We start from the raw sequence: 16,232 nt of genomic DNA on the forward strand, positions 1-16,232 counted from the left end.
GGTGGTAGTTTTATAGGTTTTTTAGAACCGTAATTATTTTATGGATAATTTTAATATAACAATAGCTAGTGTTCCTGATAGAGATGAACTCGTTTGTGAAATTTTATATAAAGGTTTTCAGTGGGCAGAGATTTCTCATGAAACAGAAGAAATGACGATACAGTTTTTTCCCTATCCAAAGCGGGATTACTGGGAGTTTAATTTAGATGAAGCTTTAGCTACTCTAGAGAAAGCTAAAAAACGAATGATTGGTCTAGGACCTAAGCATCCTACCCCAATAGACGCTAGGTGTGTAGACATTAGAAAGTATTTAGAGTTTTTTGAGAGAGGAGAAATTTTAGGAGTAATCTATAAAGGAGATAAAGTCTTCTTAACTCTAGAAAGCTCCTACATTAATCCAAAAGCTGTCGATAATAGGACTATTCTCTCAAAAAATTGCACTTTGCGAGGAAAGCTAGTACTTCAACGTGTAGAATCTTATTGTTTGGATAACAAGAAAACGCAACCTCCTAAAAAACAATTATTTGCAGGTGGAAAAATAGTTAAGCTGGAGCTGAAGCAAACTGTTGCTGAGATTGTATTTGAGTACAAAGAGCAGAGTATAAAAAAGCGGGTAGCAGTTAAAATTGAAGCGCAGAAAATTTATTGGGAAAACCTTCCCACACTAAGTTTAATCGAGGCTTTTAACTTTAAGGAGTAGCTGTTGTAGGAAGTGCATTGACACAACCAGTCTCCGTAGGGAAACCAGGAGAATATTGGCAAAAGGGGCGACTTCAATGAGAAAACCGAGGGAGCCTTGAAACGGGTATGCTTCTTGGGTTAGAAGTCTTATTCGAGTCTTAGGGTGTTGTTTGTATCCATATGGCCTTTTGTACAGTTACAGATATTATTCCAAATGCTGTCTATGTTGTTAGATTGCTGATTAAGTGTAGTTTCTTCACCTTTTAATTCAATAAAATCAAGATCCTTGCCATGTTTGGTAAGATTTTCTTGATAAATCTTAGCACTAATCTCAGGAGTTTCTTTTGTGAATGTTACTTCAAAATTCAATAAAATGATCCTCAGAGCTGTTTCTATTTTATTTTCCGGTAATGGGGCATTGTTTTCTTTTTGTATTAGAGTTAAAGGCGTTTTAGCTTTTGGGTTAAGATCAATCGATACGGTACTATTATGAATTTTTTTCCAGATACCTTCTAATTCGTCAGTTTGTAAAGAGCTTGTATCCATCTCTTTTCCATGTAGGTTGATTTTGGTGATGGGATCTCGATCTTTCCAAAACTTTTTGATAGAGATAGTAGCGTTAATTTTGTTATCAGCTTTATTAAATTTTACTGAATAATGGGTGCTAAGTGGCACTTGAAAAGTAATACTATTATCGGTTTTTTCAACCTTTGTAAGGTTATTGGTTACAGAATGAAGATTGCTTGCTGCTGTGGGCTTGAAGACATTTTTAACTCCTTATATTTTAAAGAAAAACACCTTTATTTTAACCATGATTTTTTTTGTCAACTATTTTTGCTGCTGTTACGTTATACCCACAACAAGTTCAAGAATTGAATTTTCGACAGCTTTCGCGTTGCCCAAAACCAATTCTTGAATTTGTTGTGGGTATAGTTACCCTGAAAGTATTGAGGCTTGGCAGGCTACCACATAGAATATAGAGGAAATTATTGGCCTTGTTCACCTTTAAAGGTAAAAAGTTCGCACATTTATCGGTGGTATCTTTCATCCAACTAAGAAGGGATTTGTTGTTCAGGAAAAAGTGTGTGAAAAGGTGAACAAGGCCAAATTATTCCTCTGCCTTGAGCACTTTCATGAAGGCTTCCTGGGGGATGGTTACCTTCCCAATTTCTTTCATCTTTTTCTTTCCCTTCTTTTGCTTTTCCCAGAGTTTTCTCTTTCGGGTAATATCGCCCCCATAACACTTGGCGGTCACATTTTTTGAGAGGGCGGAGAGGGTTTCGCGGGCAACGATTTTGCCTCCGATCGCTGCTTGGATGGGTACCTTAAATTGTTGGCGGGGGATCACCTCTTTAAGCTTTTTACAAATCGCCCGTCCCTTTGCTTCCGCCTTGGTCGTGTGGACAAGGCAAGAGAAGGCGTCGACTACTTCATCATTGACGCGGATCTCGAGCTTGATAATAGAGCCGATCTCATACTTATCAAACTCGTAGTCGAAGGAGGCATAGCCACGGGTGACCGACTTGAGCTTATCATTAAAGTCGGTGATGATTTCATTCATCGGGAAGCGAAAGGTCAGTAGGAGGCGACTGCCTCCCATCGACTCGGTTTTATCGAGGGTGCCCCGTTTTTCAGTTCCAAGAGCCATGATCGGACCGAGAAAATCGGAAGGGGTCATGATGTGAGCGACGACCCACGGCTCTTCCACATGTTCGATCGTTGCGGGGTCAGGGTAATGAGCCGGGTTATCGATATGTTTTTCCTCTCCCTTCGAAAGGGTCACCTTGTAGACAACGCTCGGCGCTGTTGTGATGATGTCGAGGTCAAACTCCCGCTGCAGTCGCTCAAAGGTAATCTCCAAATGGAGGAGGCCAAGGAAGCCACACCGGAAGCCAAAACCTAGAGCTAGGCTACTTTCTTGCTCGACATGAAGGGCTGAATCATTGAGCTGCAGTTTGACCAAGGCATCGCGGACATTTTCAAACTCAGAAGAGTCGATGGGGTAGATCCCTGCATAGACCACAGGCTTGATCACCTTAAAGCCGGGAAGGGGATCGGTCGCTCCCCCTCTAAACGAGGTAATCGTATCGCCGATTTTGATGTCGGAGGTTTTTTTGATATTGGCAACGACGTAGCCTACTTCTCCTGGGCGGAGAATATCGACCTTTTTCTCATCGGGAGAGAAGATCCCTACTTCCAGGACTTCAAAAGCCTTGTCGGTTGCCATCATTTTGATCTGTGTGCCCCGCTTTATTTCGCCACTGACCACGCGCGCGTAGATCATCACCCCGCGGTAAGGGTCATAGTGGGAGTCAAAGACAAGGGCCTTGAGCGTTTCATCTTCGGCCTCCTTTGGAGGGGGGACATCGACAAGGATCCGCTCTAAGATTTCTTCGATTCCTTGCCCCGTCTTTGCTGAGCAGAGGATGGCGTCTTCTGCTTCAAGACCGATCACCTCTTCGATCTGCTTTTTGGCCTCTTCGGGGTCGGCTGCCGGCAGGTCAATCTTATTTAAGATGGGGACAATTTCGAGGTCGCGCTCGACTGCTAGGTGGACGTTAGCGAGGGTTTGCGCTTGGACCCCTTGGGCGGCATCGACAATAAGAAGAGCTCCCTCGCAAGCTGAAAGCGATCTTGAAACCTCATAGGAAAAGTCAACGTGGCCGGGGGTGTCGATAAAGTTAAACTGGTAGGTGTTGCCATCTTTGGCTTGGTAATACATCGTGACCGGGTGGGCTTTGATCGTGATGCCCCGCTCCCGTTCGAGCTCCATATCGTCGAGGAGCTGCTCCTGCATCTCTCGGTCGGGGACGGTGCCGGTAACCTGGAGGAGGCGATCGGAAATGGTCGACTTTCCATGGTCGATGTGGGCAATGATTGAAAAATTGCGAATATACTTCGGATTATAATTAAAACCCAAATGATGTTCCATTACCATTTATCTGAATTCTCCCTTTTTACTGATAAACCGATCTTGATTCTCCCCTATAGCGCCTTTGGCTATGGGGTCGTCGCAAGCCTCGACTTCTCGAAAAAACTGAAAATACATCTAAATGCTCCTAGGTTCTGTTGAGAAATTTATTGCTAGATCATCACTTGGGTTTTGAATGCCATACCGTGAGTGTACCCTATTCGGGCTTAGAATCCAAGGGCTTTCCATTCAGAGATATTGCGCGATTTAGAGCTAAAGTTTACCCCGACATGTATGAGTTTTTTCCCACTCTGGGTATATTTTTCACCGTACTTTGTGTTTTTGATCTGCTCAAGGGCAGCGTCTGCTGACTGGTCCTTCTTGAACTCAAAAATATAGATGATCAAGGGCATCTCAACAACGAGGTCGATCCGGCCAATATTGGTCTTTTGTTCGGAGTAGGTTTTGATCCCCATCCCCTCTAGCAAGCTAAGAAAAACAGCATGGTAAAAACCCTCTCGAGCATTTTCAAATAGGGTGTAGGGGACACTTGCAAAGTAGTGATTGATGCGTTCAAAGAAGGCATCTAAGTCGATATTTTCGAGTTCTTGCTTGCACTCTGCAGCTGCTGTGATAACCTTTGAAGGCTTAATCTCTGCAAAGTCTGAGAGAAGAGAGTCAAAAAAGGCCTCCCTTACCTCTTGGTTGGGAAAATCGAGTTCGTAAAGAGAGGTTTGTGGGTCGTAGTTTCGAAGAGTCAAATAGCCTGTTTGCCACATTAGAGCTTGCAAGTCGATTTTCTGAATGTCATTGATATTTAAAAGTTCTGTCTCTTTGGCCTCTGATTGACTAAGGTCTAATGAAGAGAGCGGTCTTTCTTTGATTTGCTCGATTAAAAATGAGGGAGTGACTGTGCTGTACCAGTAGCTTTGGGTGTGGCCTGTCTTTAGGAACTTTAGCGTTGAGTGAGGGTTGTAGACAGGGGCTCCCTCTCTTGAAAAGCGGTATCCATTGTACCAGCGGCGCATTTCATTGATCAGTGATTCCTGACTTGATCCCTTTGCAAGGTGGTCAAGGTGGTCGGCAAAAGACTTCCTGATCTCCTCTTCGGTGTAACCCATGATTGTGCTAGATATTGGGTCGACCGTAATATCTTCGAGGTTGTTAAATCCAGAAAATAGTGAAACCTGGGAGAACTTGCTCACTCCTGTAACAAAGACAAATTTTAGGTGCTCATCGAGCCCTTTCAAAGTGCCAAAGAAGCTTTTTAGAATTTCGCGGTTCGCTTTAGCGATTTCTGGAGATGAAAGGCGGTCAATCAGAGGCTTGTCATACTCATCGATAAGAACGATAACCTTATTGTCTTTAGTGAGCTCTTCAACAAGGTTATCCAAACCTTCTTCCACAGAAGGAATATCAACATTTTTATTGTAAAGCTTGCTGGCTTTTTTGAGGGTTCTCTTGAGGCTTGCTTCCAACTGCTCTGGGGTGTGCGAAGGGATTTTTGTAAAATCAAAGTAGATGACAGGATGCTTTTCCCAGCTATAATCGCTTGAATAAATTGCGCAATCCTTAAAAAGCTCTTTATTTCCCAGGAAAATTTCCTTAAGGGTGTTTAGAAAAAGAGACTTTCCAAAGCGTCGTGGTCTTGCTAGGAAATAGTACGCCCCCCCACGAATCAGTTTGAGAGCGTGCTCTGTCTTATCGACGTAGACATACCCATTCGTAATGATCTTATCAATTGTCTGGATTCCAATAGGGAGCTTCTTCATAGCCTTAATTTTACACGATTCAGATATAAAAAAAAAGCCCTCCCAGATGGGGAGGGCTTTCGAAAAGATATAGAGTCTTCTCTAACCTTTGTTTTAGGTAGTAGCAGCGGGCTCTTCTGCCGTTTTGGCAGTAGGCTCGGCTTCTTCCACCTCTTTCGCCTCTTCGGGTGCTTTCTCTTCTTCTTTCTTTGAAGTGAGACTGAGGAACTGCTTGTTCAACGAGCGAGCAGCTGTAATCCACGCAAAGATGACTCCAAGAAGAATAACGGCAACATAGGGAGCCGCACCTGCAACAGTCGCTGCACCAACGAGAGGCAGAAGAATGTTGTAAATAAGGGCTCCACCTGACTTACCGAGACGTGCGCCAACGACGTCAATCGCTGCTTTACCTTTAACTTTCTCTTCCTGTCCGAGAGGGATATAAGCCATTTCCTTTGTTGGATCAAAGAAGGAGTACTTTGCTGATTTACTAGAGATATTCTGGATTGTTCCAAAAATCACTGCAAGCATAAGAGGGGTTGTTCCGATTGCTGCAACCATACCGCTCATTTTGCTGCCAAAAATGATGAACGTGAAGAATGCCACACCGGTTACAAGAATCATGATCGGAGTGATAAGGGCGGTTTTTCCCCATCCAAAACGTCGTACAACTGTTCCTCCTAGGAAGAAGGTGACGAGGATGGTAACGATACCGGTTTTCTCTGAGAATCCTCCCATGAAGGCTTGGTAAGCGTTATTGCTCGGGTATTGGTGATGGAGTTGGTCTTTCCAGGTCACTTCAACAAGGTTGATCGCGATACCATAGCCAATAACGAGAAGGGCTATACACCCCATGTATTTCGACCGAACAAGATACATAAAGCTCTCTTTGATAGAGAGTTTCGGCTTCTTCTTTTTTGCTGTCTTCTGTTCGCTAGGATCATAGAACCGTTTATCGGTAAGGACATATTTGTTAATCCACCAGTAGAGCCCGAGAACAAGGAGGCCTGCAATGACAACCATTGCCATGGTGTAGTTAAGAGTAACCTGCCACGGATCTGCAGCGGTAAGTCCTTCACGGATCTTTGCTGCCCACTGAATGAAGCGCCCTGAAAGGATCAGGGAGACATTGGCGAACATCGCAAAGATGGTGTAGAAACGTTTTGACTCAGAAACCTTACTGATATCGTTGGCAAATCCCCAGAAAAGCAGGGAGATTGCCATACTTCCCCACAGCTCCGACATCACGTAGAAGAGGGAGAAGGTCCAGTTACGAATTACATCAACCAATCCTTTCATTCCTGCAGGAAGGGTGGTTTGCAACATGTCACAAAAAGCGTGAGGGTGCAAAGCTTCTCTAAAAGGATAGAGAACGGTTCCAAAGAGGCCAAAGAAGACGATAAAGGGAATCACTGTTGAGTAAAACAGCTTGGTTTTGCTCAGTTTGTTACTCATCTTTGCGTAGATGAGCATGAACAAGATCGCACAAGGCATCACCGCCCATAGTTTGAGGAAGGGGATGACCTGTGAACCTTTCGCCGCTGTTACAACGAGGGTATCTTTGGTATCTCGTAGGATCGTGTAATTAAAAAGAATAAAAAAGAATAGAAGAACCATCGGAATGAGTTTTTTAAGCTCAAAGCGATGAACAGGCCAAAGGCGTGAGCGCCACTTGCCAAATTCTTGTGTAGTTGATGCCATATTGCGTTTCCTTTAAACATTTTTTTTGTAGTGTTCTCAATCAATCGTTGAGAACTCTTCGATTTTCAGGAAACCCATTATAGAGGATCTCCGTTATAAATCAAGAAAAAAAAACCACCATAGGGGGAGAGTGAAATGATTTTTGTGTTTTGACGGTTTGTGTTAGGTAAAAAATTTAATGTGAGCTGTCCGCGGCTTCGAGATGGATGTGCAAAATTGGTCCGAGCGAGTGGGTGGATCAGTGCTTCGCACGGCCCCCCGAGGAGGATCGATTTGGCTTGCCAGATTGAAGATCAAGGGGCAGCGGGGGCGCCAGCCCCGACGCATCTATAATATGGTTCCCTATAATAATTATATAAAAAGAAGCGCCCTAGAATAGGGCGCTTCTTAGTAAGTAGGACGTAAATAGAAGGAAATTAGTTTCCAACCATCCCTTCGGCTCCAGCGGCAATGAGAGCCTGCTGAGCATTGACAGCCTCCACATAACCATTCCAAAGCTCATGATCCACCGTTCCATGACGGACTGCTTGGATAAGCTCCCGCTTACACTGCGCTAAAGATTTCTTGGGGCTGAGAAGAGAGATCATCTCTTTGTCCCCTGACATCCGCGCCATGTTAAGAAGTCTTTCCATCTGAAGCTTAGAAAAAGCTAGACCCTCTTTCTTCTTGCGAGATCCCCGCGCAGCTCTTTGCTTCGGAGGAACAACAAGAGGTCGGTCCGCTTTAATAATAAACTTTTCAATCATCGACGTGAGTTCGCTGGGCTCTTTATACTTCATCTTTCTGAGAGTGAAATGATGGATGTACCCACCAGTATTTACTGGAATGTACTTACATAAATCATTCTCTTTCTTGCCTCTGACCTTTTTAATGGCTTTGGCTATTACACCTTCAAGCTCTTCAAGCTTTTTTGTGTTTGTTTTGGCAGGTTCTTCTTCAGTAAAACTCATGGTGGCTACCTTTTCTTTGGTTTTTTTAAATAAATTTAATTTAAATAATGGGAAAATTTGTTTTCACTATTTGCCTTTTAATCTCGATACATTTTTATAATATTGCTAATTTTTAATGCAATACTTATTTTCATTTTTTTCACAAATAGTTCTAACTCATAAGTGAAATAGTTTCGTATTTTATGCGAGTTTAGTAAAACAAGAACTTTAGCGCAACAATTAATTCTTGCATAGGAATTCCTTGAGCGCCTATTTTGAGATATTCGAGCACCTTGAAATAAGCGGGTTATGGGTCAAGAAACAGGCGATAAAAAAAATTTGAACAACGTAAAAAATTTTCTTGCTGTTTTAGCGGGAAAGGGGGGCGTCGGAAAATCAACGGTTGCGCACGGTCTTGCTCAAGCCTTTCACAGAAAGGGGTTTAGGGTTGGAGTTCTCGATGCCGATATTTATGGCCCTTCAAGCTCCTATCTCCTTCCACCCGATACGTTCCCCAAGGTAAAAGGGGAAAAGGTCCTCCCGGCGATTTCAGGGGGAATTAAGACCCTATCTGCAGCCCATTTCCCAAGGGGAAAGAGGGCCTCTGTGGTTCGCGCCCCGATTGCTACACAGATCGTTTCCCAGTTTATTGAAGAGGTGAAGTGGGGAGATCTTGACTTTCTCCTTGTCGACTTTCCGCCAGGAACAGGAGATATCCAAATTTCGCTTATGCAAAAAATTTTCTTTACAGGGGCGCTGGTTGTTACGACTCCTCAGGAGCTTGCCCTTCTCGATGTGAGGAAGTCGATGGAGATGTGCCTTCAAATGGGGGTGCAGATGGCGGGGATCGTTGAAAATATGAGTTACTTTTCTCCCCCTGGAAGTGAAGAAAAATACCCTCTATTTGGAGAGGGAGGAGGACAAAAACTTGCCGATGAGTTTGCGGTTCCCCTTTTAGCAGAGATTCCGATCCACCCCAATCCAGATATTTTTGATACTTTAGTAGGAAAGCTTTCTTTAGGTAAAAATGAGTGTGAAATAAAACAAGAAGACCGGTATCATTTCTCTATTAGGTGGGTCGATGGCAAGAAAAGTCTTTACCGGTTTAGTGATCTCCAAAGCCATTGCCCCTGTGTAAAGTGTAAGGAAAAAGCTCCGCTTACTCATGTAGAAGGGGAGAAGATCATTCCAGTTGGGAGCTATGGAGTTCAGGTGATTTTTTCGAAAGGGTGCTCCAAAGGGATTTATCCCTTTTCACTGTTAAGGAAATTAGGATGAGACAGCTTCTCTTAGTTTTAAGTTTGTGTTTTCTAGCCGCTTGTGGAAAGCCGGTGAATCAATCCTATATGGAAGAAAGTGGGAAGGTTAAAGTTTTATCGACCACCGCGATGATCGACGACTTAGTTGCGGCAGTCGGAGGGGAAGAGATCGACCACCTCAGTCTCATTGTGGGTGATCTCGATCCCCATAGTTACGAACTGGTGAAGGGGGATGATGAAAAACTCGCCCGCGCCGATCTTATTTTCTATAATGGGCTAGGGCTCGAACATGGGGCAAGCTTAAGTAAACACTTAGATTTCCACCCAGAAGCGCTTCCCCTTGGAGACATCCTTTATCGGCAAAACCCCGACTCTTTCATCGTGATTGAAGGACAGCTCGACCCCCATTTTTGGATGGATGTCGCCCTTTTTGCTCAAACGATCGATCCGATCGTGGCGGCTCTTTCTAAAAAAGCGCCTCAATATGCCTCCCTTTTTAAAGAGCGGGGAGAGGTTCTTAAAAAAGAGATGATGGAAAGGGACCAAAGCCTTTTAAGCAAGATGCAAGCGATTCCCGCTGAGAAGCGCTACCTGGTCACAAGCCATGATGCATTTTACTATTTTGCCAAAAGATACCTTGCAGCTCCTGAAGAAAAAGAGTGGAAGAACCGGTTTATTGCTCCCGAAGGACTTGCCCCCGACGGGCAGATGAGCATCCTTGATATTCAAGCGGTTAGTGAGTTTCTTTGTGCCCACCATATCGAAACCGTTTTTCCCGAATCGAATATCAACCAAGATGCCCTGAAAAAGATTGCCGCGATCTGCAAAGAAAAAGGGCTCGATGTGAAAATTGCACCTGCTCCTCTTTATGGAGATACGATGGGAGAAAAAGAAAGCTACCTAGAAATGATGAAGCATAACGGAGAAACCTTAAACCACTATTTGCCATGAATGTAATCGATATTCACCAACTCACTGTTAACTATGAGAAAACCTCCGCTCTTTGGGAGATTAACCTTTCCATCCCTGAGGGGAATCTCATCGGGGTCATCGGCCCTAATGGCGCCGGAAAAAGTACCTTGTTAAAAGCCCTTTTGGGCATTGTGCGCCCCCTTGCTGGAAGTGTCCACTTTTGGGGACAGCCTTTTAAAAAGATCAAAGAGCGGATCGCTTACGTTCCTCAAAAAGGGAGTGTCGACTGGGAATTTCCCATCACCGTTCTCGATGTTGTTTTGATGGGGCGGTATGGAAAACTTAAAGGGCTCAAGTGGTACCGAAAAGCCGATAAAGAGGCAGCTCTTACTATCTTACGCCGCCTCGACATGGCCTCTCTTGCTGATCGACAGATCAACGCCCTTTCAGGAGGACAGCAACAACGGCTGTTTATCGCACGCGCCCTTCTTCAAGGAGCCGATCTCCTCCTTCTCGATGAGCCCTTTGCTGGGGTTGATAAAGTGACCGAGCAGGTAATCATCAACCTGTTGCAAACGCTCCGCGATGAAGGAAAGACGATCCTTGTGGTCCACCACGATTTAAAAACCGCTTCCGCCTACTTCGACAAGGCCCTTCTTCTCAACACCTCGGTAGTGGCTTTCGGCGAGGTAGAGGAGGTCTTAACCGCTGAAAACTTAGCCCGCGTCTATGGTGATAAAGAAGAGCTCTTTAGTGAAGCAATCCGCCTGTCTAAGGAGAAAAAAGCAGGGCTATTAGCTTGATGAACCTGTTCGACCCCTTATACCGCGCCCCCTTTCTTGGTTCGATGCTCATGTGTTTAGCTGCCGCGCTGATGGGAGCGCTCATGTTTGTCAAGCGGCGGAGTTTACTTGGGGAAACCCTCTCCCACGCCGCCTATCCCGGGGTTGTTTTAAGTGTTGTTGTGGCTTCCCTTTTCCTAAAACCTTCCGATCCCCTTGCTATTTTTGTCGTTTTGGGAGGGGCGTTTCTCTTTGCCACTTTGGGTTTACAGGTCGTTGAAAAGCTTAAAGGGCGTTTTAAGATCGATCCCGACGCCGCCCTTTGTCTTGTTCTTTCGCTCTTTTTAGGTTTAGGGGTCCTCATTGCTAGTCGAGTCCAGTTTACTCACCCCGTTTGGTACCAACAGTCGCAGGTTTTTATCTATGGACAAGCAGCAACGATGACCGATGCTCATATCGCCATTTATGGGACCCTTTCTTTGATCACCCTTGCCTTTATCATTTACCGTTTCCGAGAGATCGAGCGCCTCCTTTTCGACCCTTCTTTTGTTTCGGGGCGCACCTCCAAAGCGATCTTTTTCCTCCTTATCCTATCGATTGTTGTTGGGATCCGAAGTGTCGGGGTCATTTTAATCGCTGGGATGCTTGTCGCTCCAGCTGCTGCGGCCCGCTCCTTTACAAACCGCCTTTCCCGCCTCCTCCTTTTATCGGGAGCGTTTGGTCTTTTGAGTGGGTTTGGGGGGAACTATCTTGCCTTAAAACTCAGTAGCCAAGGACTCCACTATCCAACCGGGCCGATGATCCTCCTCTTTGCCGCTTCGATCACCCTTTTATCGCTCCTTTTTGCTCCCCAAAAAGGGGCCCTTTCCCGACTCCTGCGGATCGCCCGCTTTCGGCGGCGGTGTCACTCGGAAAATGTGCTAAAAACCTTGTGGAAAGGAGGAGTGAGCACCCCTTTAAGTGCCAAAGAGGTTCTTAAGTGGAATGGAATCGGGAGGCTCCACCTGAAAAAGACTCTCTTTTCCCTTCAAAGGGAGGGGTGGGTCACCCAAGAAGGAAAAGGAAAGTTTCTCCTCACCTCCGATGGGGTGAAGCGGGCAGAGCGACTCGTTCGCCTCCACCGCCTTTGGGAGCTTTACCTCGTCTCTTGTTTAAAAGTGGATGAAGAGCGGGTCCATCATAGCGCCGAAGAAATGGAACACATTTTGACCCCAGAACTTGAAAATCGGCTAAGCGCCCTTTTGAACAACCCGAAAAAAGACCCCCACCAAAAACCGATTCCCCAGGGGGAAACCTTATGAACCCCTATTCAGGCACCTCTTTTTTTGGGTTTTTTGCTGTTTTAGGGCAGCGGATGAAGGAGGCTCTTTTAGGAAATTTAAGCGCTTTGGCCTCTGATGAAGTGCAGCTCCTCGTCTTAGTCTTTATCGCGCTGTCTTCCGCCCTTGTGGGAACCTTTTTAGTCCTTAAGAAAAAGACGATGGTTGCCAACTCTTTATCCCACACTATTTTGCTCGGGATTGTCGCTGCCTTTCTCATTGGAAAAAGTCAGGGGATCTACTCTTTCAACCTCACCACATTGATCATTGGCGCGTTGGTGACCGCCTTTTGCACCACCTTTAGCACCGAATTTTTACATAAAAAACTCCGTCTCCAAGAGGATGCGAGTATTGGCCTCATCTTCACCACTTTTTTTGCGTTGGGGGTGGTTTTAGTGACAACTCTTTCCCGCAATAATCACCTCGGTATCGAAGCGGTGATGGGAAATGTAGACGCTTTACATCCCGATGATGTCAAACAGGTCTTTTCCCTCTTCCTTTTTAATGGAGCCCTTGCCCTTCTTTTCTTTAGACGGCTAGAGGTGGCTATTTTTGATCGTCAGTTTGCTCGCAACCTCGGCATTTCCCTCCTCTTTTTAAACTACCTCCTCATGTTTCAAACAGCGCTAACCGCCATTGGCTCTTTCCGCGCTGTCGGGGCCTTTCTCTTCTTAGCCTTTTTGGTCGCCCCTGTTTTAACCGCCCGCTTTTTTACCCACCGTCTCAAACCCCTCCTATTTTTAGCCGGAGGGATTGGAGCTTTTGTCGCTTTGATTTCAGTCGCTCTTTCGAGACATTTCCTTTCGATCTATGCGATCCCTTTAGCAACATCGGGACTTGCTGCAACGCTTTTGGGTGTGACCTTTGCCTGTGGAGCTTTTTATAAATGGAGGAAAACCGCATGAAAAACATTGCCATTTTAGGAAGTACCGGATCGATCGGGACCAATACTTTAGAAGTCGCTGCCCACTTAGGGTATGAGGTGAGCGCTTTGGCTGCCCACTCCAACATCGATCTTTTAGAGGCCCAAGTCCAAAAATTTCATCCCAAGTGTGTCGCTGTTTTTGATCGAGAGCGGGGGGAGGAGCTCAAGCGTCGTTTGCCCGATACCCCAATTGTTTTTGGGATGGAAGGGCTCGTTGAAGCGGCCACCTTACCTGAGGTTGACTTTGTCGTTTCGGCAATCGTTGGAGCGGCGGGGATTGTTCCCACCCTTAGAGCGATTGAAACGGGGAAAACAATCGGCCTTGCCAATAAAGAGGTTCTGATCGCTGCTGGCGAGCTCATCATGGAGGCAGCCAAAAAGCAAAACGTTCAAATCCTTCCGATCGACAGCGAACATAGCGCCATTTTTCAGTGTTTACAGGGAGAGTCTCCTTCTGCTGTGGACCGCTTGATCTTAACCGCTTCGGGGGGCCCCTTTCGCAATTATTCCTACCAAGAACTCGAAGCGGTCAAACCCGAAAAAGCGCTCAACCACCCCAACTGGAAAATGGGAAAAAAGATCACGATCGACTCTTCGACCCTGATGAACAAAGGGCTCGAAGTGATCGAGGCAAAGTTTTTATTCAACACCCCTGTCGAGAAGATCGCTGTGGTTGTCCACCCCCAAAGTATCGTCCATAGCCTTGTGGAATATGTGGATGGATCGCTGATCGCCCAGATGGGCGTCCATGATATGAGGGTGCCGATCCAATACGCTTTGACCTATCCGGAGCGAAAAAAGGGGATCTCCCCTTGTTTTGATTTCCAGAAGTGGTCTAAACTAGAGTTTTTTAAACCTGACCTAAAAAAATTTCCTTGCTTGCGGCTTGCCTATGAGGCCGCTAAAGTGGGAGGAACCCTTCCTTGCTTTATGAATGGGGCAAACGAAGTCCTTGTTCACCACTTTTTAGAAGGAAAAATACGTTGGGTCGAGATTGGACAAAAATTAGAAACCTTAATGGAAGCGCACAAAGCTTATCCGCAGGAGAGTTTAGAGACCCTCCTCGAAGTGGACAAAGAGGCGCGAACATTAGCCATGACCTTATGAGGCCGCCGTGCATACCTTTTTATATATTCTTTTAGCCATCCTAGGACTCAACCTCCTCGTTTTTATCCACGAGCTGGGCCACTACATCGTTGCCCGGAGAAATGGAATGAAAGTAGAGGTTTTTAGCATTGGCTTTGGAAAACCCCTCTTTAGTTGGACCCGCAAAGGGGTGAAGTGGCAGGTATGCCCCCTCTTTTTTGGAGGGTATGTGCGGATTGCAGGGATGGAAAAAGAGGGAGATCTCGAGCCTTACGAAGTGCCCGATGGGTTTTACTCGAAAAAGCCGTGGGCCCGGATCAAAGTGGCCCTTGCCGGCCCCATTGTCAACCTCGTCTTTGCCCTGCTCCTTTTCACCGCCATCTGGGGACTCGGAGGGCGGCAAAAACCCTTTTCCCAGTTTACACAGCTCATCGGCTATATCGATCCCCACTCCGAGCTTTACCAAAGTGGGATTCGCCCAGGAGATGCGATCACCGAATACAATCACGAGACCTTTGAAGGATATAAAGATCTGATCTATGCCGCCCTTGTCAATGGTCATCCCACCACTGTTGAAGGGGAGAAAATCAACTACTTCACGCAGGAAAAAACCCCTTACGACTATACCGTCACCCCTTACGAAAACCCCTTCCAAAAAGGGATGAAAACCATCGGTGTTCTCGCTCCCGCAAGCTACCTCATCTACGAAGCACCGATCTACCAAAACCTCCCCCTGGCTACCAGTGGGATCGAGGCCCATGACCGGATCGTTTGGGTCAATGGAGAACTCATTTTTTCCAATGAGCAACTCTCCAAAGTGCTCAACAGTGGAAAGACCCTCCTTACCATTGAGCGAGAGGGGAAAATCCTCTTAGGAAAAGTGCCCCGCATCCCCCTTGACGACTTACGGATGGCTTCTGCAGAAGCCGATGAGATCGGTGACTGGAAATATGCCGCCGGGCTTAGGCAAAAAGGGGAGTCTTACCTCTTTATCCCTTACACCCTCTCTTCCGACCTCCATGTTGAGAAAGGGCTTTACTATATCAATGAAGACTCCCAGGTGGCCCGCGCCTCCTCCTCGATCAAAACCTCTTCCCTTGACCTCATGCTTAGACCTGGAGACCGGATCGTTGCTGTTGATGGTGTTCCCGTTTCCCACGCCGTCAACTTTTTGAAAGAGCTGCAAACCCCTCGCGCCCAAATCATCGTCAAAAGAGCTCCCCCTAAGGGAGGAGCCCTATGGAAAACAGAAGATGAAGCCTTTTTAGCCGATACCAACTGGGAAGGGCTTCTTCCTATCGCAAAAACCATCGGAAGTTCCCAGCCCCTGACCCAGAGCGGTAATTTCCACCTTCTCAAGCCCGTCACCCCCATCCGCCTCAAAGACTTTCCTCTATCTCCCAAAGAAAAAGAACAGCTCCAAGAAGCGATCCAAGCGCGCCAAGCGGACATCGAAAAAATTTCCGATGCCGAAGCAAGAGAGCAAGCCTACGCCGCCCTTAACGACTCCCAAAACCGTCTCATCCTCGGCATTTCCCTCACCGACCGCTTCGTCACCTACAACCCTAATCCCGTTGCCCTCTTTGGCAACGTCTTTGGAGAAATCGCCCGCAACCTCACCGCCCTCTTCACCGGTTCCCTCGGCCCCAAACAATTTGGAGGTCCCATCTTCATCGTTCAAGTGATGCAGCAAAGCTGGGGACTCGGCATTAAAGAGGCTCTCTTCTGGCTCGGTGCCATTAGCCTCAACCTCGGCGTCCTCAACCTCCTTCCCATCCCGGTCCTCGATGGGGGGCACATCTGCTTCTCCCTCATAGAAAAGATCCGAAAAAAACCGCTCAAAGCAAAGACGATGCAGCGGATGATCCTCCCGTTCGTGGCCCTTTTAATCTTCGTCTTCATATACCTGACGTATAACGACCTCACCCGCATCTTCGGTAGATTCTTTTAATTCGCTAAGCCAAATCGGACCCTCC

General features: G+C 46.2%; 13 protein-coding genes. 8 read left to right on the plus strand and 5 right to left on the minus strand.

Translation table 11 applies throughout. The annotated features are described in order from the left end of the window. The first annotated feature begins 40 nt into the window (after window positions 1-40). Window positions 41-700, plus strand: coding sequence for a hypothetical protein (locus NEPTK9_RS09610; protein ID WP_228546983.1), 660 nt, complete (start codon window positions 41-43; stop codon window positions 698-700). 128 nt (window positions 701-828) lie between these two features. Here the strand turns inward: NEPTK9_RS09610 and NEPTK9_RS02260 are convergent, their stop codons facing one another. From NEPTK9_RS02260 to NEPTK9_RS02280, 5 genes are all read right to left on the minus strand, one after another. Then, window positions 829-1,227 carry a hypothetical protein gene (locus tag NEPTK9_RS02260; protein WP_194847208.1) on the minus strand — a complete coding sequence of 133 codons (399 nt, stop codon included), beginning with the start codon at window positions 1,225-1,227 and terminating at the stop codon, window positions 829-831. A gap of 562 nt (window positions 1,228-1,789) precedes the next feature. After that, window positions 1,790-3,613, minus strand: coding sequence for a translation elongation factor 4 (lepA, locus tag NEPTK9_RS02265; RefSeq protein WP_194847209.1), 1,824 nt, complete (start codon window positions 3,611-3,613; stop codon window positions 1,790-1,792). A 206-nt stretch (window positions 3,614-3,819) separates the two neighbouring features. After that, window positions 3,820-5,364: an ATP-binding protein gene (locus NEPTK9_RS02270; protein WP_194847210.1), complete on the minus strand. Its 1,545-nt coding sequence runs from the start codon at window positions 5,362-5,364 to the stop codon at window positions 3,820-3,822. Between the two features lie 93 nt (window positions 5,365-5,457). Next, window positions 5,458-7,044 (minus strand): NTP/NDP exchange transporter, encoded by a 1,587-nt coding sequence (locus NEPTK9_RS02275; protein ID WP_194847211.1) that lies wholly within the window; start codon window positions 7,042-7,044, stop codon window positions 5,458-5,460. A 416-nt stretch (window positions 7,045-7,460) separates the two neighbouring features. Then, window positions 7,461-7,994 carry a hypothetical protein gene (locus tag NEPTK9_RS02280; protein WP_194847212.1) on the minus strand — a complete coding sequence of 178 codons (534 nt, stop codon included), beginning with the start codon at window positions 7,992-7,994 and terminating at the stop codon, window positions 7,461-7,463. A gap of 288 nt (window positions 7,995-8,282) precedes the next feature. Here NEPTK9_RS02280 and NEPTK9_RS02285 point away from each other — a divergent pair, with 288 nt between their 5' ends. From NEPTK9_RS02285 to NEPTK9_RS02315, 7 genes are read left to right on the plus strand one after another with little or no spacing between them, the layout of a single operon-like run. Continuing rightward, window positions 8,283-9,251 (plus strand): P-loop NTPase, encoded by a 969-nt coding sequence (locus tag NEPTK9_RS02285; protein WP_194847213.1) that lies wholly within the window; start codon window positions 8,283-8,285, stop codon window positions 9,249-9,251. After that, window positions 9,248-10,183, plus strand: a complete 936-nt coding sequence (locus NEPTK9_RS02290; RefSeq protein WP_194847214.1) for a metal ABC transporter solute-binding protein, Zn/Mn family — start codon at window positions 9,248-9,250, stop codon at window positions 10,181-10,183. Before NEPTK9_RS02285 ends, NEPTK9_RS02290 begins: the two co-directional genes overlap by 4 nt. Then, window positions 10,180-10,947 (plus strand): metal ABC transporter ATP-binding protein, encoded by a 768-nt coding sequence (locus NEPTK9_RS02295; protein WP_194847215.1) that lies wholly within the window; start codon window positions 10,180-10,182, stop codon window positions 10,945-10,947. Before NEPTK9_RS02290 ends, NEPTK9_RS02295 begins: the two co-directional genes overlap by 4 nt. Next, entirely contained in the window at window positions 10,947-12,227 is a 1,281-nt protein-coding gene (locus NEPTK9_RS02300; protein WP_194847216.1) for a metal ABC transporter permease, read from the plus strand. Before NEPTK9_RS02295 ends, NEPTK9_RS02300 begins: the two co-directional genes overlap by 1 nt. After that, window positions 12,224-13,150: a metal ABC transporter permease gene (locus tag NEPTK9_RS02305; protein WP_194847217.1), complete on the plus strand. Its 927-nt coding sequence runs from the start codon at window positions 12,224-12,226 to the stop codon at window positions 13,148-13,150. Before NEPTK9_RS02300 ends, NEPTK9_RS02305 begins: the two co-directional genes overlap by 4 nt. Next, the gene (locus tag NEPTK9_RS02310; protein ID WP_194847218.1) at window positions 13,147-14,277 is read left to right on the plus strand and encodes a 1-deoxy-D-xylulose-5-phosphate reductoisomerase; all 1,131 of its coding nucleotides are present in this window, start codon (window positions 13,147-13,149) and stop codon (window positions 14,275-14,277) included. Before NEPTK9_RS02305 ends, NEPTK9_RS02310 begins: the two co-directional genes overlap by 4 nt. Before the next feature lie 7 nt (window positions 14,278-14,284). Then, the gene (locus NEPTK9_RS02315) at window positions 14,285-16,207 is read left to right on the plus strand and encodes a site-2 protease family protein (RefSeq protein WP_194847219.1); all 1,923 of its coding nucleotides are present in this window, start codon (window positions 14,285-14,287) and stop codon (window positions 16,205-16,207) included. Window positions 16,208-16,232: the final 25 nt, after the last annotated feature.

This window comes from Candidatus Neptunochlamydia vexilliferae (assembly GCF_015356785.1).
Classification (GTDB): Bacteria; Chlamydiota; Chlamydiia; order Chlamydiales; family Simkaniaceae; genus Neptunichlamydia; species Neptunichlamydia vexilliferae.

Excerpts from the sequence above, each read along its gene's own strand:
- NEPTK9_RS09610 (WP_228546983.1), top strand. The coding sequence starts at position 41 with ATGGATAATTTTAATATAACAATAGCTAGTGTTCCTGATAGAGATGAA.
- NEPTK9_RS02260 (WP_194847208.1), bottom strand. The coding sequence starts at position 1,227 with ATGGATACAAGCTCTTTACAAACTGACGAATTAGAAGGTATCTGGAAA.
- lepA (WP_194847209.1), bottom strand. The coding sequence starts at position 3,613 with ATGGAACATCATTTGGGTTTTAATTATAATCCGAAGTATATTCGCAAT.
- NEPTK9_RS02270 (WP_194847210.1), bottom strand. The coding sequence starts at position 5,364 with ATGAAGAAGCTCCCTATTGGAATCCAGACAATTGATAAGATCATTACG.
- NEPTK9_RS02275 (WP_194847211.1), bottom strand. The coding sequence starts at position 7,044 with ATGGCATCAACTACACAAGAATTTGGCAAGTGGCGCTCACGCCTTTGG.
- NEPTK9_RS02280 (WP_194847212.1), bottom strand. The coding sequence starts at position 7,994 with ATGAGTTTTACTGAAGAAGAACCTGCCAAAACAAACACAAAAAAGCTT.
- NEPTK9_RS02285 (WP_194847213.1), top strand. The coding sequence starts at position 8,283 with ATGGGTCAAGAAACAGGCGATAAAAAAAATTTGAACAACGTAAAAAAT.
- NEPTK9_RS02290 (WP_194847214.1), top strand. The coding sequence starts at position 9,248 with ATGAGACAGCTTCTCTTAGTTTTAAGTTTGTGTTTTCTAGCCGCTTGT.
- NEPTK9_RS02295 (WP_194847215.1), top strand. The coding sequence starts at position 10,180 with ATGAATGTAATCGATATTCACCAACTCACTGTTAACTATGAGAAAACC.
- NEPTK9_RS02300 (WP_194847216.1), top strand. The coding sequence starts at position 10,947 with ATGAACCTGTTCGACCCCTTATACCGCGCCCCCTTTCTTGGTTCGATG.
- NEPTK9_RS02305 (WP_194847217.1), top strand. The coding sequence starts at position 12,224 with ATGAACCCCTATTCAGGCACCTCTTTTTTTGGGTTTTTTGCTGTTTTA.
- NEPTK9_RS02310 (WP_194847218.1), top strand. The coding sequence starts at position 13,147 with ATGAAAAACATTGCCATTTTAGGAAGTACCGGATCGATCGGGACCAAT.